Genomic DNA, 20,772 nt, shown 5'->3' with positions numbered 1-20,772 from the left:
TGCGCTCAGCGGACGTAAACGTGGACCTCGCCGACGGTCGCCGACGGGTTGGTCACGGAGGACAGCGAGACGCGGTCGGCCGGCAGGCCCATGTTGGTCAGCGAGCGCAGCACCTTCTCGGCGTTCTGCCGGGTCGTCTGGGCGGCCAGGTTGACCTCGCCGGCCGGACCGCTGCCCGGCGCCACCGCGACCAGGTCGAAGCCGGCGTTGGGCTTGCGCTCGAGCGCCGCGCTGACCGCCGAGAAGAGGGCCGGCTCGTAGTCGACGTTCTGGCGGTCGAAGCGGATCACGACCAGCGGGCGGACGCGGCCGACCAGGGGGGCGGCGCCCTGCGGCGGCGGCGGCGGCGGCACGCCGTAGGCCCGGTTGGCCAGGGAGACGCCGACGTACTCGCCGTTCTTGATCGCGACCGAGGTCGCGGTCAGGTTGGCGCGCTCGGTCGAGAGGTAGGCGCTCTGGCGGGCGACGTCCTCGCTCAGCTCGCTCTGCAGCCGGTCGACCAGCACGACGGTCTGGTTGGTCTCGTCCTCCAGGACCGCGAGCTGGCGGTGGTCCTCGTCGACCGCGCCGGAGATGCGCAGGGTCGCGGGGATCGCCTGCAGCAGGTAGGCGCCGAGCGTCGCCGAGCCGTCGACCTCGTTCGACAGGGCGTTCATCGAGTTGATCGAGGAATCGACCTGGGAGAGCTCCTTCTGGGCCTGCCGCCAGTCCTTGACCAGCTCGGGGTTGCCGGGCGTGGTGCCGACGGTCAGCCGCGCGTTCATGCGGCCCTTGAGCTCGTGATAGGCGGCCGCGCCCTGGCGGGAGGTCTGGCGCAGCGTCTGCAGCTTGTTGTTCTCGTCGATGATCTGGCTCTGCAGGGTCTTCAGCTGGTCGCGCAGCTCGTCGACCCGGTCGCCGACCGCGGTGCCGGTCGAGCGGCCCGGCGTCACGCCGGGGGGCACGAAGGTGCTGGTGCCGAGCGCGAGCCCGCTGTCGCCGACGCTGCCGCTGCCGAACAGCGAGGGCATCATCGCCTCGTCGCTGAACGAGCAGGCGCAGAGCGCCAGAAGCATGCCGAATGCCAGGACGCGGCTAAGACCCGTCATGTGTTCCTTCCGCCCCGAACCGCCCGACTTTTGCCCCCCGCGTCGTTGCATGCGCCACATTCCTTGCGAAGATCACGGAGTCGGGCTGTCTCCCGCTTGGCGGAGACTAACGAATGACTGGAGTCCGGACAAGGCGCATTTCCCCCTGTCATCCGCAGGACTCTTTCGAAGACTCAAGGGCTTCGCAGGTCCCTCTTAAGAATCTGCTAAGCCTGGAAGGCGGACTGCGGCGGCGTCTCGCGCGAGCGGTGCAGGCGCCCTGCCGAGACTGCTTGCCTCGACCGCCGGCTTTTGCTAGACAACCGCCCTCGCGGCGCCCGGTCGGGTCCGCAGCCTCTTCAAAGCGCCCGTAGCTCAACTGGATAGAGCATCTGACTACGGATCAGAAGGTTAGGAGTTCGAATCTTCTCGGGCGCGCCACTTTTCTTTCCGACAGACCTGAAGCCTGACGCCGGACGAGGCCGATGGACCTGACCGCCCTGCGGGCGCACGCGCATCAGACCCTCCGCGACGCGGCGATTCCCGAGCTGCCGAACCGCTACAGCGGCAAGGTGCGCGAGAGCTACGACCTGCCCGACGGCCGGCGCATCCTGATCGCGACCGACCGGATCAGCGCCTTCGACCGCATCCTCGCGGCGATCCCCTTCAAGGGCCAGGTGCTGACCCAGAGCGCGCGCTTCTGGTTCGAGGCGACGCGCGACCTCTGCCCCAACCACGTGCTCGACTATCCCGACCCGAACGTCGTGGTCGGCCGGCGCCTCGACATTCTGCCGGTCGAGGTCGTCGTGCGCGGCTACCTGGCCGGCACCACCGGCACCTCGATCCTGACGCTCTACAAGGCCGGCCGGCGCGAGATGTACGGCCTGACCTTCCCGGACGGCCTGAGGCCCAACGAGAAGCTGCCCGAGCCGGTCATCACGCCGACCAGCAAGGCCGAGGCCGGCGCCCACGACGAGCCGCTGAGCCCGGCGGAGATCCTGGAGCGCGGCCTGCTGACCGAGGCGCAGTGGCGGCAGCTCTCGGCCTATGCCCTGGCGCTCTTCGCGCGCGGCCAGGCGCTCTCGGCGGAGCGCGGCCTGATCCTGGCCGACACCAAGTACGAGTTCGGCACCGACGCCGAGGGCCGCATCGTGCTGGCCGACGAGATCCACACGCCGGACAGCAGCCGCTACTGGCTGGCCGACAGCTACCCGGCGCGCTTCGCGGCCGGCGAGCGGCCGGAGTCCTTCGACAAGGACTTCGTGCGCAGCTGGGTCGCCGAGCGCTGCGACCCCTATCGCGACCCGATCCCCGAGATCCCGGCCGAGCTGATCCTGCAGACCGCCGAGGTCTACATCCGGGCCTTCGAGACGATCACCGGCGAGGCCTTCGCCTTCCCGGCGGACGAGCGGCCGGTCCTCGAGCGCGTCCGGGCCAACCTCGCGCCCTATTTCAGCCGGCCCTGACGCCGGCGGCGCGCTTCAGTACAGCACGGCCAGGAAGGGCGGCAGCTCGAGCAGCGAGGCGCCGAGCTGGCCGGCCAGCGCGGCATCGGCCTCGGCCGGCGCGTCGAGCGGCAGGCTGCCGCTGACCTCGCGGCCGGCCAGCGCCGGATCGGCGATCAGCAGGCGGCCGCGCCGGTGCCGGTTCAGTGCGGCCACGACCTCGGCGAGGGGCCGCTTGTCGACGACGAGGCGGCCCTGCTGCCAGGCCGTCGCCTGCGCCGGGTCGACCGGCTCCAGGGTTTCGGTCTCGCCGTCGGCGGGGATGGTCAGCCGCTCGCCGGGCCCGACGACCACGGCCGCGGCCTCCGGCTCGCCGTGGCGCGCGACCCGGACCAGATCCTCCAGCACCGTGATCCGGGCCGCCTCGTCGTCGAGCTGCAGCTCGAAGCGCGTGCCCTCGGCGCGCACCTCCAGACCGTCGGCCTCGACGACGAAGGGGGCGGCGGCGCCCGTCTCGGCCCCTGCCTCCGTCTTGGCCTTCGCCTTGACGACGGTGAAGGCGGCCGAGCCCGCGAGCAGCCGCAGATGCCGGCCGCCGGCCGCCGGCTCGACCGCGATCGCGCTGTTGGCGTCCAGCACGACGCTGCTGCCGTCGGCCAGCGCGATGCTGCGCGTCTCGCCGGGGCCGGTGCGGTAGTCGGCGCTGAGCGCGACCAGCGGATCGCCGAGATAGAAGCGGGCGAGGCCGAGCAGCAGGAGCAGGGCCAGCGCCGCCGCCAGCCAGCCGACCCACCGCCGCCGGCGAGGCCTGTCCGCGCCCGCGTCCGGGCGCGGCGGCGCCTTCGACAGGGTCCCGGCCTCGAGCGCCGCCGTGCGCAGCAGGCGCCAGATCCGGTCGACGTCCCGATAGGCGGCGCGGTGGGCGGGCGCGGCGGCACGCCACGCCTCGCACTGTTCCTGCAGCCGGGCGCGCTGCGCGGGGCTCAGGGCCGGATCGGACAGGCGGACGATCCAGTCCGCGGCCTGCCGCTCGCTCGTCTGCTCGTCCGCGGCCATCCGCGCCTCGTCGCTCACCCCGCCGCTCCCGTCCGGATCGTCACCGTGGGCAAGAGATATACCCTTCCGTCCGCGCCGGTCACCGCGACCGAATCATCGAGGCCCGCGGCTTTCGCGGGAATTTGATGACTCGATACGGCCCGTCCCGGCCTAGCGTTGTCGGCACGAGGGGCCGACAGGCCCCGGCTCGAGGCAGGCGCTCAGGGAGGAGGCATCCGATGCTCACGAAGAAGATTCGCGCGGTCGCCGTCGGTGTGCTGGCGAGCACCGCGCTGCTGCTCGCCCCGGTCGCGAGCCGGGCCGCGGAACTGCTGTGGTACGGCCAGTCCGCCTTCCGGATCACGACCCCGGGCGGCAAGGTCATCGTCATCGACCCCTTCATCACCAAGACCCCCGTGCCCCCCGCCGATCTCAAGGACCTCTCGAAGGTCGGGCCGGTCGACCTGATCCTGGTGACCCACGGTCATTTCGACCATACGGCCGACGTCGCCGCGCTCGCCAGGATGACCGGCGCCAAGGTCGCCATGAATGCCGACATGGGCACCGTCTACCAGCAGCTGGGGCTCGTTCCCGGCGACCAGCTGATCCGTTTCAACAAGGGCGGGCCGATCCAGCCGCTCGGCGACGGCATCACCGTCACGATGGTCCACGCGGAGCACAGCTCGACCGTGGTCTACGAAGGCAAGAGCCATCCGGGCGGCGAGCCCTGCGGCTACATCGTCCGGATGGAGGACGGCAAGACCTTCTACCATGCCGGCGACACCGACGTGTTCGGCGACATGGCCTGGATCGGCTCCTACTACCATCCGGACGTCGCCTTCCTGCCGGTCGGCGGGCACTTCACCATGGATCCGGCCCACGCCGCCTATGCCGAGCGCGAGCTGATCAAGGCGCCGGTCGTGGTGCCGATGCACTACGGCACCTTCCCGCCGCTCAAGGGCACGCCGGAGCAGTTCGAGCAGGCGCTCGGCGGCTTCGAGGCCGAGGTCGTCGTCATGAAGCCGGGCGAGACGCGCGCGTTCTGAGCTAGATCGTTCCGCTCCAGAGCCGGCCGGCGGTCGCGTCGACCGCAGCCATGGCCGCGGCCCCGAGCCGTCGGGCCGGCCCGTCGCGCAGCCGGGCGAAGTCGCGGCCGTCCTCGTGCTGGGTCCAGGGCCAGTCGCTGCCCCAGACCAGCCGGCCCGGCCCGAGCCGCTCCGCCAGGGCGTCGAGGTAGGGCTCGGTCGGCACGCCGCCGCAGCGGTAGGGCCCGGAGAGCTTGACCCAGGCCGGGCCCGCCGGCCCGCTGTCGAGCAGGCGGCGGAAGCCCGGGTCGGCGAGGCCCCGCGCCGGATCCGGCCGGCCGTAGTGGTCGACCACCAGCCGGTCGACGCCGGCCCGCTCCAGGCGGTCGAGCAGCCGCGGCAGGGCGCCCCCCCGGCAGTGCAGCTCCAGGTGCAGGCCGAGCCCCGCGGCGCGGCGCGCGAGCCCGACCTCTGCCGCGGTCAGGCCGAGCTCGGCGGGGCGCTCCAGGATGTTCAGCCGCAGGCCGACGACGCCGCGCGCCCGGAGCTCGGCCAGTGCCGGCTCCGGGCAGTCCGGCTCGACCACCGCGACGCCGCGGAAGCGCGCCGGCAGCGCCGCCAGCGCCCGCAGGAGGAAGCGGTTGTCGCTGCCGAGGAACGACGGCTGGACCAGCAGCGCGCGGCCGATGCCGACGGCGTCGAGCAGCGCCAGGTAGTCGGCGACGGGCGCCGGCCGCCGCGGCGTGTAGCGCCGCCCGCTGGCGAGCGGGCCCGAGAGATCGAAGACATGGGCGTGGGCATCGAGCGGCTCCGCCGTCGCTTCCCCGCCCTCGCCAGCCCGTTCCGAGGTCACCTTGCCCGTCAGCTCCATCGCCTCCGCCGTCGCCGGCGGCCCGGCGGGCAGCAGGCTGTTGCACGGCGCACGATAATCCTCTAGTCCTATAGAGGAATAAAGAACCAGAGGAAAGCCCGTGCACGCCAGCCTGTCTGTCGCCTCGGACCCGCGCCTGCCGATCTACCGCCAGCTCTCAGACCTGCTGCGCAGCCGGATCGAGCAGGGCCACTGGGCGCCGGGCAGCCGCATTCCGCCGGAGAGCGAGCTTGCCGAGCAGACCGGCGCGGCGCTGGGCACCGTGCGCCGGGCGATCGAGGTCCTGGTCGACGACGGCCTGCTGACCCGCCAGCAGGGCCGCGGCACCTTCGTGCGCAAGGCCGACTTCTCGAACTCGCTGTTCCGCTTCTTCCGCATGACCGGTGAGGACGGCGCGCTGCTGATGCCCCAGGGCCGGATCCTGGCGCGCCGCCTGGCGCCCCTGCCGGCGGCCGTCGCCGAGCGCCTGTCGCTGCGGCCCGGCGCCGAGGGACTCTGTCTCGACCGGCTGCGGCTGGTCGGCGACAAGCCGGCGCTGCTCGAGTGCATCTGGCTGGAGGCCGGCCGCTTCGCGGCGCTGGCCGAGCTGCCGCTCGAGGACTTCGGCGACCTGCTCTACCCGCTCTACGAGCGCGCCTGCGGCGCGGTCGTCGCCCGGGCGACCGAGCTGCTGACGGTCGGCAGCGCCGGCGCCGTCACCGCCGAGCGCCTCGGCATCGCGCCCGGCGCGGCGGTCGTGGTCGTCGACCGCCTGGCCTACGGCTACGACGGCCGGCCGATGGAGTGGCGGCGCTCCTGGGGCGCCGCCGACAAGTTCGCCTACTCGATCGAGATCCGCTGAAGCCGCGAGCTCGCCAAAGACCCAAGGGGAGGACCATTCCGATGCATCGCCTGTTTGCCCTGGCCGCCGGCCTGACCTTGTTCGCCACCGCGGCCGCGGCCGAGCCGATCGAGGTGCGGATCGCCAGCCACGTCTCGGAGCTGGCGCCGGAGTACGCGCAGTCGGTGCTGTTCGCCAAGAAGGTCGAGGAGCGGCTGCCCGGCCAGTTCGAGTTCAAGATCTTCCCGGGCGGCCAGCTCGGCAAGGAATCGGCGCTGATCGACGGCGTCCAGCTCGGCGTGATCGAGATGGTCGACGTCGCCTCGGGTGTGCTCAAGCTCGATTCCAAGCTCGGCCTGTTCGACCTGCCCTGGCTGTTCGACAGCCGCGAGCACGTCGAGCGCGCCATGGCCAAGGGGCTGGAGGAGGCGGTGCGCCGGCGCATCGAGAGCAAGGCCGACGTCAAGGTCATCGGCATCTATGAGAACGGCTTCCGCCACGTCATCGACAGTCGCAACCCGATCGTCGAGCCGGCCGACATGGCCGGCATGAAGGTCCGCATCTCGGGCGGCAAGTTCCGCCAGGGCGTCTTCGAATCGCTCGGCGCGGTGCCGGCCAAGGTCGCCTGGGGCGAGACCTTCACGGCCATGCAGACCGGCGTCGTCGACGGTGCCGAGGCGGCGATCTACGGCTTCTACGAGCAGAAGATGCAGGAGGTGCAGAAGTACCTCTCGCTGACCAAGCACGTTTACACGCCGAGCTTCCTGATGGCCTCCAAGAGCTTCTTCGACCGCCTCACCCAGGAGCAGCAGAAGGTGTTCATCGAGGTCGGCCGCGAGATCACCGAGCAGAGCTACCGGGACGCCGCCGCGCTCGAGGACAGGTATCTGGCCGACATGAAGGGCTCGATCGCGGTCAACGAGGTCGACCTGCCGGCCTTCCAGCAGGCGACCCGGCCGGTCTACCAGAGCTACATCGAGGCCAACGGCAAGGACTGGATCGACCTCGTCGACGCCGCGCGGTGATCCGGAAGCGGGCGGCGGCGCCTGCCGCTGCCGCTCCGGCGGAGGTCCGGGCATGACCGATCCTCGCGAGAGCCTGCCGACGGCGGCCGGGCCGCGGCCGAGCGGCGGCCGGCTGCTGCGTGCGCTCGACCGGCTGGTCGGCGCCGTCGCCGGGCTCTGCGTCGCGGCCACGGCGGTCGCCGTCTGCCTCAACGTCTTCTACCGCTACGTCCTGGCCTCCGGCCTGGTCTGGGCCGACGAGCTGCCGGGCTTTCTGCTGGTCTGGATCGCCTTCCTCGGCGCCTATCTGGCGGCGCGCGACGACGGCCACATCGCCTTCGACCTGCTCGTCGCCAAGTTGCCGCGGCCGCTGAGCGGCCTGCTCTCCGCCCTGGTCGAGCTGTCGGTCGCCGGCTTCGCGCTGCTCATGGTCTGGCTCTCGCTCGCCATGATCCGCCGGGTCGGCTGGCGCGAGATCGAGACCCTGCCGCTGCCCCAGGGCCTGTTCATGGCGGTGCTGCCGGTCGCCTTCGCCCTCATCGCCTTGGCCCTGGCGCTGCGCGCGGGCTTCCGGCTGCGCCACGGCGGGAGGGTCTGAGGGATGGCCGGCTTCGTCCTCTTCCTGCTGCTCGGCCTGATCCTGCTCGGCGTGCCGGTCGGCTTCGCCCTCATGATGACCGCGGCGGCCGCGATGGCGGCCTCGGGCGTCAACCTGCTGGTCCTGCCGGTGCAGATGTTCTCGGGCAGCAAGTCGATCGTGCTGCTGGCGATCCCGCTGTTCATCCTGATGGGCGAGCTGATGAGCGCGACCTCGATTTCCGAGCGCCTGATCGCCGTCGCCTACGCGCTGGTCGGCTGGATCCGCGGCGGGCTCAGCCACGTCAACGTGCTGACCTCGATGTTCATGGCCGAGATGTCGGGCTCGGCGGTCGCCGACGCGGCGGTGATGTCGAAGATCTTCGTGCCGGAGATGGAGCGGCACGGCTACCCGCGCAGCTTCGCCGGCGCGCTCACCGCGGTCTCGGCGACCCTCGGCATCATCATCCCGCCGTCGATCCCGATGGTGCTCTACGGCGTCACCACCAACACCTCGATCCGCGACCTCTTCGTCGCCGGAATCGTGCCCGGCCTGATCCTGGGCGGTGCCTTCATGGCGGCCTCCTGGCTGTTCGCCCTGAAGGAAGGCCATCCGCGCGCCAACCGCTTCGAGGCGCCGGCGCTGGGCAGGGCGCTCTGGCGCGCCGCCGTGCCGCTGCTGATCCCGGTGCTGGTGGTCGGCGGCCTGATCGTCGGCGTCTACACGCCGACCGAGGCGGCGGGCATCGGCGTGCTGATCGCGCTCGCCTTCGGCTTCCTGCTGTCGCGCGACCTGACCCTGGCCCGGCTCGGCGGCATCCTGACCGCGACGGCGCGCCAGACCGCGGTGGTCATGATGATCGTCGCCGGCTCGGCGGTGCTCGGCCAGTACCTCGCCAACGAGCAGCTGCCGCAGAAGATCGCCGGCATGCTCGGCGGCGTCACCGACGTCTGGGTCGTCGAGCTGCTGCTGATCAACCTGTTCCTGCTGGTGCTCGGCATGTTCCTGCACGCCAGCGCTGCGATCATCGTGGTCGTGCCGCTGCTGATGCCGCTGGCCCGGCAGCTCGGCATCGATCCCGTGCACTTCGGCGTGATCGTCTGCCTCAACCTCGGCATCGGCCAGCAGACGCCGCCGGTCGCCTCGGTGCTCCTGACCGTCTGCTCGACCACCGGGCTCAAGATCGAGCAGGTCATGGCCTACGGTAAGTGGTTCATCGCCGTGATGTTCCTGGTGCTGCTGCTGGTCACCTACCTGCCCTGGACAGCGCTCTGGTGGCGCTGAGCGCGGAGCGGCGCGATCGGCGGCCGGCCTGGAGCTAGGCCTAGCCCCCAGGCCTAGCTCCAGGCCTCGCGCCAGGCCTGGAGCATCAGCGCCGTCCAGAGCGGGTACTGGCCCTCGACCCGGCCGGCCAGGTGGTCGGTCCAGAGCGCGCGCACCGGGGCGGGATCGAGCAGGCCCTCTCCGGCCAGGCGCCGCTCGTCGAGCAGCGCCTCGGCCCAGTCGCGCAGGGGGCCCCTCAGCCAGCCGCCGATCGGCACCGAGAAGCCCTGCTTGGGCCGCTCGATCAGGCGCGCCGGCAGGTGGCGGCGCAGGACCTGGCGCAGCAGCCACTTGCCGCGGCCGCCGCGCAGCTTGAAGCGCGGCGCCAGCGCCCAGGCGAACTCGACGACCCGGGCGTCGAGCAGCGGCACGCGCACCTCCAGCCCGACCGCCATCGAGGCGCGGTCGACCTTGGCCAGCACGTCGCCCGGCAGGTAGGTCGTCAGGTCGAGCAGCTGCATGCGCGCCAGCGGGTCCGGGAAGCGCTCGGCGAGATCGGAGGCGTCGAGCAGGCTCGGCGCCTCGGCGCCGGCCGGCAGGCCGAGCAGGGCCGCCGGGTCGTCCCACTGGCTGACCGTGCGGCGGTACAGCTCCTGCAGGTCGGGCGCGCTGAGGGCGCGGGTCAGCTTGCGGACCCGGTCGGCGGCTTGGCCGCCGGCCCGTTGCCAGAGCGCGTTCGGCAGGCTGCCGAGCGCGCCGGCGGCGGCCTGGCGCAAGGGCAGGGGCCAGCGGCCGATGCGCCGGCCCCAGAGATGCCGGTTGTAGCCGGCGAAGAGCTCGTCGCCGCCGTCGCCGGACAGCGCGACGGTCACCGACTGCCGGGTCAGGGCCGAGACCAGGAAGGTCGGGATCTGCGAGGGATCGGCGAAGGGCTCGTCGTAGAGCCGCGGCAGCTCCGGCACGACCGCCAGGGCATCCTCGGCCTGGACGTAGAGCTCTGTGTGCTCGCTGCCCAGGTGCCTGGCGACGGCCCGGGCGTGCGGCGCCTCGTCGAAGCCGGCCTCTGAGAAGCCGATGGTGAAGGTGCGCGCCGGCCGGCCGGTCGCCGCCTGCATCAGCGCGACGACGGTCGAGGAGTCGACGCCGCCGGACAGGAAGGCGCCGAGCGGCACGTCGGCCATGGTCTGGCCGGCAACCGCGTCCTTGAGCAGCACCTCCAGGCGGTCGACCGCCTCGTGCCGCGACAGGGTCATCGGCCGGCGCTGGCCGGCCTCGGCGATTGCCAGGGCGTCCCAGTAGCACTCCAGCCGCGGCTCCTCGCCGCCGGCGACGCTGAGGATGTGGCCGGGCAGCAGCTTGCGCACGCCGGCATAGGCGGTGTGCGGCGCCGGCAGGTAGGCGAAGCGCAGGTAGGCGGCCAGCGCCGGGCGGTCGAGCGCCGGCTCGAAGCCGGGATCGGCGCGCAGCGCCTTCAACTCCGAGCCGAAGCGCAGCACGCCGTCCTGCAGCGTCCAGTAGAGCGGCTTGACTCCCAGCTGGTCGCGGACCAGGTAGAGCCGCCGCTCGCGCCGGTCCCAGAGCGCGCAGGCGAAGATCCCGTTGAGCCGCTCGGCGGTGCGCCGCACGCCCCAGTGGGCGCAGGCCTCGAGCAGCACCTCGGCGTCGCAATGGCCCCTGAAGCGCGCGCCCTCCGCCTCCAGCTCGCGGCGCAGGACCAGGTGGTTGTAGATCTCGCCGTTGTAGGTCAGGACCCAGCGGCCGTCCTCCGAGACCATCGGCTGGCGGCCGGCGTCGGAGAGGTCGATGATCGCCAGGCGCCGGTGGCCGAAGCCGAGCCCGGCCTCGGGCTGCAGCCAGAGGTCCTGGCCGTCGGGCCCGCGGTGGGCGAGGGCCGCGGTCATCGCCTCGACGCGGCCGCGCAGCTCCGCCTCGCGCGCGCCGCCCGCGCTGAACAGTCCGGCAATACCACACACGGGAAAGTGGCACCCTCGCCTGTGGGGGAGCCGCCGGGCGCGCGTGCGCCGGCGGCCCCGGCTATTCGGCGGCGTCGGCCCGCCGCGTCGGGATCGTGAAGCCGGCCGCCGTGGCGTCCTTGTAGAAGGTGCGGACCGTCTCGAGGCTGTACTCGAAGAGGTCCTTGCCGATCAGGTCGAGCTTGGCCAGGACGTCGTGGCTGACCGTGATGATGTGACAGCCGGCCTCGTCGGCGTGATAGATGTTGAGGATCTCGCGCGGGCTCGCCCACAGCAGCTCGGCCTTGGGCTTGTGGGCGAGGATGCGCGCCGCCTCGGCCATCATCGGCACGGGATCGATGCCGCTGTCGGCGATGCGGCCGGCGAAGACCGAGACGATGGCCGGCGTGTCGGGCGACAGCACGGCGGCGACCTCCTCGACCTGCTCCAGGGTGAAGAGCGCGGTGACGTTGAGCTCGACGCCCTGCTCGGCGAGGCTCTTGAGCAGCGGCGCCGTCGTCTCGCCCTTGGTGTTCATCACCGGGATCTTGACGTTGACGTGCTCGCCCCAGGTCGCGATCTCCAGGGCCTGGGCCTCCATCGACGGCAGGTCGTCGGCGAAGACCTCGAAGGAGATCGGCCGGTCGGGGATCGCCGCGATCACCTGCTTGGCATAGGCCACGTAGTCGGTGACCCCGGCCTTCTTGACCAGCGAGGGATTGGTCGTGAAGCCCTTGATCAGCGGGTTCTGCGCCAGCTTCTTCATGCTCTCGAAGTCGGCGCCGTCGGCGAAGATCTTGACCTTGAGCGATTCGATGGCCGGCATCACGGCGGTTCCCTGGAAAAGGCGGATCGATGCGGCGGACCCCGGGGGGCGAGGCCGGCGCGGCGGACCCGAGATATAGTCCCGCCGGCGGGCCCGATGCAAGGAAGCGGCCGGCCCTCCGGCCGGGTTCAGGCCGCGTTCAGGCCCGGCGGCCGCGCCACGCCGGCAGCACCAGGACGACGGCCAGGGCAGAGCAGATCAGCAGCAGCGCGCCGACCTCGCGCAGGCCGACCGGCTCGCCGAGCAGCAGCGCGCCGGAGAACACGCCGACGACCGGAACCGCCAGGGTGCCGATCGCGGCGACCGGCGCCGGCAGCAGGCGCACCGTGTACATGAAGGCCCAGAAGCAATAGATCATCGGCACCGAGACGGCGTAGGCGATGGCCGCGAGGTTGACCGGGGCGATGTCGGCCGGCCAGGGGTCGAGGCCGCCGGCGGCGAGGCCGGCGAGGCCGATCGCCAGGGCGCCGGCCAGCTGCTGCCAGCCGGCCAGCGTCGTCGTCGCGATGGTCCAGCGGAAGCGCTTGAGCAGCACCGTGCCGAGGCCCCAGGAGACCGCCGCCAGGACCATGAAGCCGGCGCCCAGCGGTGCCGTCCGGAAGACCACGAGGTCGGGGCCGACCAGCACCGCGAGGCCGGCGAGGCCGAGCAGCAGGCCGTAGACGCGGGTCGCCGTCAGCCGCTCGCCGAGGATCGGCACGGCGAAGAGCGAGGCCCAGAGCGGCATGGTGAAGGCCAGGATCGCGGCGCGGCCGGCCGGCATCAGCAGCACGCCGAAGGCCGAGCAGAGGTGCCAGCCGACGACGTTGAACAGGGCGCAGAGCAGCAGCGGCCCGACCTGGCTGCGCGGCACCGCCAGGCGCTCGCGGCCGAGCCGGGCGATGGTCAGCAGCCCGAGCCCGCCGACGCCGGCGCTGAGCAGCCGGAAGTCCCAGACCGACAGCACGCCGACCGACAGCTTGATGGCCGGCCAGTTGACGCCCCAGAACAGCGTGATCGAGGCGAGCAGCAGGTAGCCGAGCCGGCCGTCTCTGCCGTCCCCGCTCACGCGGGGCCGCCGCGCTCGGCGAGCTTCGCCAGCAGCGCGCGCTTCTCCTCGGCCGTCAGGATCAGCCAGTCGCGGATCTCGTCGAGGGTGCGTCGGCAGCCGAGGCAGAGGCCGGTCGTGTCGTCGATCTGGCAGACCGAGATGCAGGGCGAGGGCACCGAGGTGTCGAAGACCCGGGCGGCGCGCCGGCGGCGGCGGCGCTCGCGCCGCTCCTCGCGGGTCAGGCCGTCGTCGTCCCCTGCGTCGTCGGAAAGGGCTGACTCTGTCATGCTGGCCGCTCTATAGCGGAGGCGGGCACGCACTGCCTAGGCCGAGCGCGCGGGCTCATGCCAGCCATGCCGGCCGGCGAGGGGCGGCGGGAAGAGGAGAGGGATGATCCGACGACTGCGGCTGGCCAGCGGACTGGTACTGTTCGCCTACGTCACGTTGCATCTCTTCAATCACGCGCTCGGCCTGGTCTCGCTCGGCACCGCCCAGGACGCCCTGACCGTGATCAGCCGGTTCTGGGGCAGCCGGCCCGGCACCCTGCTGCTCTACGGCGCGCTGCTGGTGCACGCCCTGCTGGCCTTCTGGGCGCTCTACGTGCGGCGGCGCTTCCGCGAGATGAGCGCGGCCGAGTGGGCGCAGCTGGTGCTCGGCTTCCTGATTCCGCCGCTGCTCGCCGCCCACGTCCTCGGCACGCGCGCGATCGGCGGGATCTTCGGCATCGACACCGGCTACCGCTACGTCCTGGCGATCTACTTCGAGCTGTCGCCGGGCCAGGGCCTGCGCCAGTTCCTCGGCCTGCTCGCCGCCTGGCTGCACGGCTGCCTGGGCCTGCACCTCTGGCTGCGCTTCAAGCCGGGCTACGCGCGCTGGGCGCCCTGGCTGCTGGCGCTCGCAGTGCTGCTGCCGACCCTGGCGGCGACCGGCGCCCTCAGCGCCGGCCGCTCGGTCGTCGACTGGCTCGAGGAGCCCGCCAACGCCGCCGCCTGGATCTCGCTGCAGGAGACCATCCAGGACCCGCAGAAGCTCGCCGTGCTGGGCCGCCTGGAGCGCGGCCTGCTGGGCGGCTTCGCGCTGCTGCTGCTGGCGACCCTGGCGGCACGCCTGCTGCGCCGCTGGTGGGAGCATCGCGGCGGCCGCGTCGCGCTGACCTATCCCGGCGGCCGGCGGGTCACCGCGCCGCGCGGCACGACGATCCTCGAGGCCAGCCGCCTCGCCGGCATTCCGCACGCCTCGCTGTGCGGCGGCCGCGGCCGCTGCTCGACCTGCCGGGTGCGCATCGGCCAGGGCCTCGAGACGCTGGCGCCGGCGGACGAGGCCGAGCAGCGGGTGCTGGCCCGGGTCGGCGCCGCGCCCAACGTGCGCCTGGCCTGCCAGACCCGGCCGCAGGGCGACCTGGAGGTGACGCCGCTGCTGCCGCCCAACGTGACGCCGCGCGAGGCCCAGGCGCGGCCCGGCTACCTGCAGGGCCAGGAGCGCGAGATCGTCGTGCTGTTCGCCGACCTGCGCAGCTTCACGCGCTTCTCGGAGAGCCGCCTGCCCTACGACGTGGTCTTCCTGCTCAACCGCTACTTCAGCGCCATGGGCACCGCGGTCGAGCGGGCCGGCGGCCGGGTCGACAAGTTCATCGGCGACGGGGTCATGGCGCTGTTCGGGGTCGAGGGCACGGCCGAGGCCGGCTGCCGCCAGGCCCTGGAGGCGGCGCAGGCCATGGCCAGGCGGCTGGCCGAGATGAACGAGCACCTGGCCGACACCATCGGCGGCCGCCTGACCATGGGCATCGGCATCCACGTCGGGCCGGCGATCGTCGGCGAGATGGGCTACGGCCAGGCGGTGTCGCTGACCGCGATCGGCGACACGGTCAACGCTGCCAGCCGGCTCGAGGCGCTGACCAAGGACTTCGGCGCCGAGCTGGTGGTCTCCGAGGAGGTCGTGCGGCGCAGCGGCCTGCCGCTGCGCGGCGAGCGTCGCGAGGTCAGCCTGCGCGGCCGCGAGACGACGCTGGCCGTGGTCGTGGTCGAACGCATCGCCGAGCCGGCAGAGCCGGCCGGAGCCCCGGCCGGCTAGCCGGAATCACGCTCTGCCGCCGGCCGGCCTTTCGGGTCAGCCGAGCAGCCAGGCGCGCGCCTGCCCGGCCTCGGCGGCCGGGAAGATCCGGACCTCGGCGGGCAGCAGGAAGCCGAGGGCATGGACGGCCTGGCCGATCCACGCCACGTCGGTGACCAGGGCGATGCGGTCCCAGCGCGACAGGTGGCCCAGGCCGACCTTGAGGTCCTCCCACAGGGCGCCCGGGTCGAAGCCGGTGAAGTCCTCGCCGATCCGGTAGTAGAGACGGACCTTCTGGTGGCCGGCGAGGGCCCGCTCGACGGCCGGCTCCAGGACGGTCTCGTAGTCCTTGCGCGTCACCTGCCCGTGGCAGGCCAGGGCGACGACGCCGTCGGGAAAGCCGCTCAGTGTCTCGATCATCGGGTCCTCCTTGCCGGCATCAGGCCTGTCCGGCCCTGCCGGCCTTCTGCGGTTCGGCCTCGGCCTCGGCGACGTGGCGCTTGACGGCGATGAAGCTGTCCGGGCTGACCGACATCGAGTCGATGCCGCAGCCGACCAGGAACTCGGCGAACTCGGGATGGTCGCTCGGCGCCTGGCCGCACAGGCCGACCTTGGCGCCGGCCTTGTGGGCCTCGCCGATCACCGAGCGGATCATCCACTTCACCGCCGCGTCCTGCTCGTCGAACAGCTCGGCCAGGGCCTCGGAGTCGCGGTCGACGCCGAGCGTCAGCTGGGTCAGGTCGTTGCTGCCGATCGAGAAGCCGTCGAAGCGCTCGGCGAAGTCCCCGGCCAGGATCACGTTCGAGGGGATCTCGCACATGACGTAGACCTCGAGGCCGTCCTCGCCGCGCTTCAGGCCGTTCTCGGCCATCACCGCCAGCACGCGGTCGGCCTCCCTGGTCGAGCGGCAGAAGGGAATCATGACGATGACGTTCTTCAGGCCGATCTCCTGGCGCAGGCGGCGGATCGCCCGGCATTCCAGGGCGAAGCCCTCGCGGTAGCGCGGCGAGTAGTAGCGCGAGGCGCCGCGGAACCCGAGCATCGGGTTCTCCTCCTTCGGCTCGAACTGGGCGCCGCCGATCAGGTTGGCGTACTCGTTGGTCTTGAAGTCGCTCATCCGCACGATCACCGGTGCCGGATGGTGGGCCGCGGCGATGCGGGCGAGCGCCCGGGCGAGACGGTCGACGAAGTACTCCGTGCGATCGCCGTAGCCGGCGGTCAGCGCATCGACCCGCGCCCGGGCCTCCGGGTCCTCGAGCTCGCCGTAGCGGACCAGCGCCATGGGGTGGACCTTGATCTGATTGTTGATCACGAACTCCATGCGCGCCAGGCCGACGCCGTCGCACGGCAGGCGCCACCAGCGGAAGGCGGCGGCCGGGTTGGCGAGATTGAGCATGACCTTGGTGCGGGTCGCCGGGATCGCCGCGAGGTCGAGCTCCTCGACCGAGAAGTCGGCCGTCCCCTCGTAGACGAAGCCCTCGTCGCCCTCGGCGCAGGACACCGTGACTTCCTGCTCGTCGTGCAGCAGCCGCGTCGCGTCGCCGGTGCCGACCACGGCCGGCAGGCCGAGCTCGCGGCTGACGATCGCGGCATGGGAGGTGCGGCCGCCGTGGTCGGTGACGATCGCCGCGGCGCGCTTCATGATCGGCACCCAGTCCGGGTCGGTCGTCGAGGTCACGAGGACCGAGCCCTCGACGAAGCGTGCGATGTCGTGGGCGCTCTCGATGACGCAGACCTTCCCGGCGACCACCGCGTCGCCGATGCTGAGGCCCTTGGCCAGCCGCCGGCCCGTCTTGCCGATCCGGTAGCTCTTGAGCGCGCCGGCCTCGCGGCGCGACTGCACCGTCTCCGGGCGGGCCTGGACGATGAACAGCTCGCCGCTCTCGCCGTCCCTTGCCCATTCCATGTCCATCGGACAGCCGTAGTGCGCCTCGATCGTGCAGGCCCAGCGCGACAGCGTCAGGATCTCGGCATCGTCGAGCACGAAGGCGGCGCGCTCGGCCTTCGAGGTCGGCACGTTCCTGGTCGGGCTGTCGGCCTCGCTGGTGTAGATCATCTTGCGCGCCTTCTCGCCGCGCTTCTTCTCGATGATCGGCGTCAGCGAGGCGTCCGCGAGCAGCGGCTTGAAGACCTCGTACTCGTCCGGGTCGACGGCGCCCTGCACGACGTTCTCGCCCAGGCCCCAGGCGGCGTTGATCAGCACCAGCCGCTCGAAGCCGGTCTCGGTGTCAATCGAGAACATCACCCCGGCCCCGCCGAGGTCGGAACGCACCATGGCCTGGACGCCGACCGAGAGCGCCAGCTTCATGTGGTCGAAGCCCTTGGCCTGGCGGTAGCTGATCGCCCGGTCGGTGAACAGCGAGGCGTAGCAGCGCCGGCAGGCCGCGAGCAGGGCGCGCTCGCCGCGGATGTTGAGATAGGTCTCCTGCTGGCCGGCGAAGCTGGCGTCGGGCAGGTCCTCGGCCGTGGCGCTCGAGCGCACGGCGACGTCGGCGTCGTCGCGGCCGCGGCGACGGCAGAGCTCGCGGTAGGCCGCACGGATCGCCTCGGCCAGTTCCTCGGGCCATTCGCCGCGCAGGAAGGCGCGCCGGATCGCCTGGCCGGTCTCGGCCAGCGTCGCCTTGCCGGCCTCCAGATCGCCGAGCGCGCCGGCGATGGTCCGCTCCAGGCCGTTCGCCTCGACGAAGCGGCGATAGGCCTCCGCGCTGGTCGCGAAGCCCGGCGGCACCTTCACGCCCTTGGCGCCCAGCTCGCCGACCATCTCGCCGAGCGAGGCGTTCTTGCCGCCGACCCGCGGCACGTCGCGGCGCCGCAGCGCCTCGAACCAGATCACCCAGGCACCGTCGCTCTCGACCATCTTCTCCCGCTCCCGGGCGCCGGCGGGCGCCCTGTTGCCTTCAGTTCTGTCCCCTGAGTCGGAAATGGGGCTCGAACGAGCCGATCAGGTCCAGCCAGTCCTCCATGAGCCGCGTCATAAGGAAGCGGTCCCGGACCGTCTGCCGCGCCCGGCGGCCCAGGCGGTGCCGCAGCTCGGCGTCCTGCAGCAGCTGGACGATGCGCCCGGCCGCCTGCTCGACGCTCTCGACCAGGAAGCCGTTCACGCCGTCCTCGATCTGGTGGCGGATGCCGCCGACCCGGCCGCCGATCACCGGCGTGCCCTTCCACATGGCCTCGGTCACGGTCAGGCCGAAGCCTTCGCGGAGCGACTTCTGCAGCACGACCGCCGCGCGCCGCTGCAGGGCGTTGACCAGCGCGGAGTCCTGGACCGACAGGATGCGGATGCGCTCCTCGCGGCAGCTGCAGAGCGACTCGAAGATCTCCTGGCCCTCGGGATCGTCGGTGGCGACGTTGCCGACCAGCACCAGGGTCGCCTCGACCTCGCGCCGGGCCAGGCGGAAGGCGTCGATCACGCCCTGCGGGTCCTTCCAGCGGTCGAAGCGCGAGACCTGGACGACCAGCGGCAGGTCGGTCGGGATGTCGTAGTGCTGCAGCCGGTCGTCGATCTCCGCCTCAGACAGCGCCTTGTTGGTCGTCGAGAAGGGATTGATCGCCGGCATGACGAAGCGTTGCGGCGGTCCGATCGGCTGGGCGTACTCGGGCAGCGACAGCACGACGGCGTCGTACTGCTCGATGAAGGCGCTGAGGTAGGACCACAGCCCGGGGTGCGGGTCCGACAGGTCGACGTGGCAGCGCCAGACCCAGGGCGCCTTCTTGCGGAAGAACCGCACCAGCGGCAGCGGCTGCGGGTCGTGGACGACGATCAGGTCGTGGTCCAGGTGCATCCGGGCGGCATTCTCGAAGACGACCTCCTCGTAGATGTCGCGCTTGAGGTCGCTGAGGTTGATCTCGCCGCCCTGCAGGGCGTTGTGCATCTTCTTGGTGATGCTGAAGAAGTCCGGCCGGCCCTGGAGCACGCGCCAGCCGGCGTGGATGCCGGCCCCGTTCATCAGCAGGGTCAGGGACGAGAGGATCTCCGCGACCCCGCCGCCGTAGTAGGTCGAGTTGACGTTGACGACGTGCAGGTCGCGCAGCGCCGCCGCCTTGGCGAGGATGCGGGTGACCGCCTCGGGGCCGATCAGCGGCAGGTAGTCCTCGACCGAGGTCAGCGTGAAGGCCGAGTCCTGCCCTGCCGGCAGGCCGCGCCCGCCGGGCGCGGCGTCCTGCCGGGCTGCGTCCGCGTCCATGGCTCAGTCCCTCCCCGCCGGCTCGGGCGGCCCTGCCGCGGGCCCGGCGATCGTCCTGCGCTCCTCGCGCAGCCGGCTCTGGACGGCCTGCCAGGCGGCCGCCTCGACCTGCGCCCTCGGCAGGCCTCGGCAGAACTGGCCGCAGCGCTCGACCGCGGCGCGGAAGGCGACCGCGTGAGAGATGTCCAGGCGGCGCAGATGCCTGTAGAGGGCGGCCGCGGCGCGCTGCCCCGCCGCCCTGTCTGGTTGTGCCATCCTCCGGCTCCCGCCGCTGCCCCCGGAACCCAGGCTTACGCCACCCCGGCGCGCATCACATTGATCTGTTTCAATCCGGCCTGGCCCGGGGGGCGCCGCGCCGGACGACCGGCGCGTGCGGTCATCGGTCACTCCCCGATCGCGCGGGCGCCGGGAAAATGGCTCTGCCGGCGCGCCGGGCGAGCGGCTAGACTTCGCCGATGGAAGGCGACTTCGGGGAGCGGGCGGCGCAGGGCGCCCGGCCTCGGCCGGGAACCGCCGGTCGGAGCCGACGCAGGGCGACGCAGGGCGGGCGCGGTCCGTGGTGAGCGGGCCGCGGCGGGTCGCCACGCTGGTGCCGAGCGCGACCGAGATCGTCGCGGCCCTGGGCTTCGCCGACCGGCTGGTCGCGCGCAGCCACGAATGCGATTTCCCGCCCGAGATCCGGAGCCTGCCGGCGGTGACGCGCTCGCGCCTGCAGCCCGAGGCGAGCTCGGCCGAGATCGACGGCGCGGTCCGCGGCCTGCTCCAGGAGGCCGCGGCGCTCTACGACCTCGATCTCGAGCGGCTCGCCGACCTGCGGCCGGACCTGATCGTCACCCAGGACCAGTGCGAGGTCTGCGCCGTGTCGCTGGCCGAGGTCGAGCAGGCCGCGGCGGCGCTCGAGGTCGCCGCGCGCATCGTCAGCCTCCGGCCCGCCGGCCTCGCCGAGGTCTGGAGCGACATCCGCCGGGTCGCCGAGGCGCTCGGCGCCGGCGAGCGCGGCGAGCGCCTGGTGCGCGCCCTGGTCGCCCGCATCGAGGCGATCTCCGAGCGCGCCGAGCAGCAGGGCTGGCGACCCGGCGTGGTCTGCCTGGAGTGGCTCGACCCGCTGATGGGCGCCGGCAACTGGATGCCGGAGCTGGTCGCCCTGGCCGGCGGCCGGGACCTGGCCGGCGAGGCCGGCCACCAGTCGACCTACCTGGACTGGGAGCGGCTGCGCGCCCTCGATCCCGAGGTCATCGTGCTGATGCCCTGCGGCTTCGACCTGGAGCAGACCCGCCGCGAGGCGCCGACGCTGGCCGCCCGGCCGGGCTGGAGCGAGCTGCAGGCCGTCGCGCGCGGCCGGGTCGCGCTCTGCGACGGCAGCCGCTTCTTCAACCGGCCCGGTCCGCGCCTCGCCGAATCGCTGGAGATCCTGGCGGAGATCCTGCATCCGCAGGCCTTCGGCTTCGGCCATCAGGGCGATGGCTGGGAGCGGCTGCCGCCGCCTGCCTGAGCGGCCCTCCGGCCGCGCCCCGGCCGGCCGCGTGCGGATCGCCGCCAAAGCCGCCGCTGGAGCCGCCGCTGGATCCATTGCCGGGGCGTCGGGGTTTGAATGCCGGTCTCCGGCCGCTAGATTGCCGGTCGT

General features: G+C 72.5%; 19 protein-coding genes and 1 tRNA gene. 9 read left to right on the top strand and 11 right to left on the bottom strand.

Annotation, left to right across the window (positions count from 1 at the left end; translation table 11 throughout):
* Positions 1–5: 5 nt before the first annotated feature.
* Complete coding sequence (locus B9O00_RS03030; protein WP_089229536.1) at positions 6–1,088, bottom strand: hypothetical protein; 1,083 nt, start codon at positions 1,086–1,088, stop codon at positions 6–8.
* Positions 1,089–1,431: 343 nt separating this feature from the next.
* Here B9O00_RS03030 and B9O00_RS03025 point away from each other — a divergent pair.
* Both B9O00_RS03025 and B9O00_RS03020 read left to right on the top strand, forming a co-directional pair.
* Positions 1,432–1,508, top strand: a tRNA-Arg gene (locus tag B9O00_RS03025).
* Positions 1,509–1,552: 44 nt separating this feature from the next.
* On the top strand, positions 1,553–2,533 hold the full coding sequence (locus B9O00_RS03020; protein ID WP_085120927.1) for a phosphoribosylaminoimidazolesuccinocarboxamide synthase: 981 nt from the start codon (positions 1,553–1,555) through the stop codon (positions 2,531–2,533).
* Between the two features lie 15 nt (positions 2,534–2,548).
* Here the strand turns inward: B9O00_RS03020 and B9O00_RS03015 are convergent, their stop codons facing one another.
* A complete protein-coding gene (locus B9O00_RS03015; protein WP_085120926.1) occupies positions 2,549–3,586 on the bottom strand; it encodes a FecR family protein in 1,038 nt (345 codons plus the stop codon).
* Positions 3,587–3,786: 200 nt separating this feature from the next.
* Between B9O00_RS03015 and B9O00_RS03010 the strand changes: the two genes are divergently transcribed.
* Complete coding sequence (locus B9O00_RS03010) at positions 3,787–4,593, top strand: metal-dependent hydrolase (RefSeq protein WP_085120925.1); 807 nt, start codon at positions 3,787–3,789, stop codon at positions 4,591–4,593.
* 1 nt (position 4,594) lies between these two features.
* On the opposite strand, the gene B9O00_RS03005 is transcribed toward B9O00_RS03010, so the two are convergent.
* Entirely contained in the window at positions 4,595–5,443 is an 849-nt protein-coding gene (locus B9O00_RS03005; RefSeq protein ID WP_085120924.1) for an amidohydrolase family protein, read from the bottom strand.
* Positions 5,444–5,543: 100 nt separating this feature from the next.
* Between B9O00_RS03005 and B9O00_RS03000 the strand changes: the two genes are divergently transcribed.
* Genes B9O00_RS03000 through B9O00_RS02985 form a run of 4 tightly spaced genes read left to right on the top strand, consistent with a single transcriptional unit; the run spans position 5,544 to position 9,128 of the window.
* Positions 5,544–6,284, top strand: coding sequence for a GntR family transcriptional regulator (locus tag B9O00_RS03000; protein WP_235017018.1), 741 nt, complete (start codon positions 5,544–5,546; stop codon positions 6,282–6,284).
* Positions 6,285–6,325: 41 nt separating this feature from the next.
* Entirely contained in the window at positions 6,326–7,288 is a 963-nt protein-coding gene (locus B9O00_RS02995) for a TRAP transporter substrate-binding protein (protein WP_085120923.1), read from the top strand.
* A 52-nt stretch (positions 7,289–7,340) separates the two neighbouring features.
* A complete protein-coding gene (locus tag B9O00_RS02990; protein ID WP_200808376.1) occupies positions 7,341–7,865 on the top strand; it encodes a TRAP transporter small permease in 525 nt (174 codons plus the stop codon).
* Between the two features lie 3 nt (positions 7,866–7,868).
* Complete coding sequence (locus B9O00_RS02985) at positions 7,869–9,128, top strand: TRAP transporter large permease (protein ID WP_085120922.1); 1,260 nt, start codon at positions 7,869–7,871, stop codon at positions 9,126–9,128.
* Positions 9,129–9,181: 53 nt separating this feature from the next.
* Here B9O00_RS02985 and asnB read toward each other — a convergent pair whose 3' ends face one another.
* From asnB to B9O00_RS34100, 4 genes are all read right to left on the bottom strand, one after another.
* Positions 9,182–11,080 (bottom strand): asparagine synthase (glutamine-hydrolyzing), encoded by a 1,899-nt coding sequence (asnB, locus tag B9O00_RS02980; RefSeq protein WP_085120921.1) that lies wholly within the window; start codon positions 11,078–11,080, stop codon positions 9,182–9,184.
* A 61-nt stretch (positions 11,081–11,141) separates the two neighbouring features.
* A complete protein-coding gene (locus tag B9O00_RS02975) occupies positions 11,142–11,885 on the bottom strand; it encodes a transaldolase (protein ID WP_085120920.1) in 744 nt (247 codons plus the stop codon).
* A 139-nt stretch (positions 11,886–12,024) separates the two neighbouring features.
* A complete protein-coding gene (locus B9O00_RS02970; protein WP_085120919.1) occupies positions 12,025–12,933 on the bottom strand; it encodes a DMT family transporter in 909 nt (302 codons plus the stop codon).
* Positions 12,930–13,202, bottom strand: a complete 273-nt coding sequence (locus B9O00_RS34100; RefSeq protein WP_085120918.1) for a DUF1289 domain-containing protein — start codon at positions 13,200–13,202, stop codon at positions 12,930–12,932. Before B9O00_RS34100 ends, B9O00_RS02970 begins: the two co-directional genes overlap by 4 nt.
* A 103-nt stretch (positions 13,203–13,305) precedes the next feature.
* Here B9O00_RS34100 and B9O00_RS02960 point away from each other — a divergent pair, with 103 nt between their 5' ends.
* Complete coding sequence (locus B9O00_RS02960; RefSeq protein WP_085120917.1) at positions 13,306–14,985, top strand: adenylate/guanylate cyclase domain-containing protein; 1,680 nt, start codon at positions 13,306–13,308, stop codon at positions 14,983–14,985.
* A 36-nt stretch (positions 14,986–15,021) separates the two neighbouring features.
* On the opposite strand, the gene B9O00_RS02955 is transcribed toward B9O00_RS02960, so the two are convergent.
* Genes B9O00_RS02955 through B9O00_RS02940 form a run of 4 tightly spaced genes read right to left on the bottom strand, consistent with a single transcriptional unit; the run spans position 15,022 to position 19,403 of the window.
* Positions 15,022–15,384, bottom strand: a complete 363-nt coding sequence (locus B9O00_RS02955) for a SpoIIAA family protein (RefSeq protein WP_085120916.1) — start codon at positions 15,382–15,384, stop codon at positions 15,022–15,024.
* Between the two features lie 19 nt (positions 15,385–15,403).
* Entirely contained in the window at positions 15,404–17,821 is a 2,418-nt protein-coding gene (gene ppsA / locus B9O00_RS02950) for a phosphoenolpyruvate synthase (RefSeq protein ID WP_085120915.1), read from the bottom strand.
* Positions 17,822–17,861: 40 nt separating this feature from the next.
* Positions 17,862–19,148: a glycosyltransferase gene (locus tag B9O00_RS02945; protein ID WP_085120914.1), complete on the bottom strand. Its 1,287-nt coding sequence runs from the start codon at positions 19,146–19,148 to the stop codon at positions 17,862–17,864.
* Positions 19,149–19,151: 3 nt separating this feature from the next.
* Entirely contained in the window at positions 19,152–19,403 is a 252-nt protein-coding gene (locus B9O00_RS02940) for a hypothetical protein (RefSeq protein WP_085120913.1), read from the bottom strand.
* 304 nt (positions 19,404–19,707) lie between these two features.
* On the opposite strand from B9O00_RS02940, the gene B9O00_RS02935 reads away from it, so the two are divergent.
* A complete protein-coding gene (locus B9O00_RS02935; RefSeq protein ID WP_085121083.1) occupies positions 19,708–20,640 on the top strand; it encodes a cobalamin-binding protein in 933 nt (310 codons plus the stop codon).
* Positions 20,641–20,772: the final 132 nt, after the last annotated feature.

This window comes from Tistlia consotensis USBA 355, assembly GCF_900177295.1.
GTDB lineage: Bacteria > Pseudomonadota > Alphaproteobacteria > Kiloniellales > DSM-21159 > Tistlia > Tistlia consotensis.
This window is presented reverse-complemented; position numbering and strand designations above follow the sequence as displayed.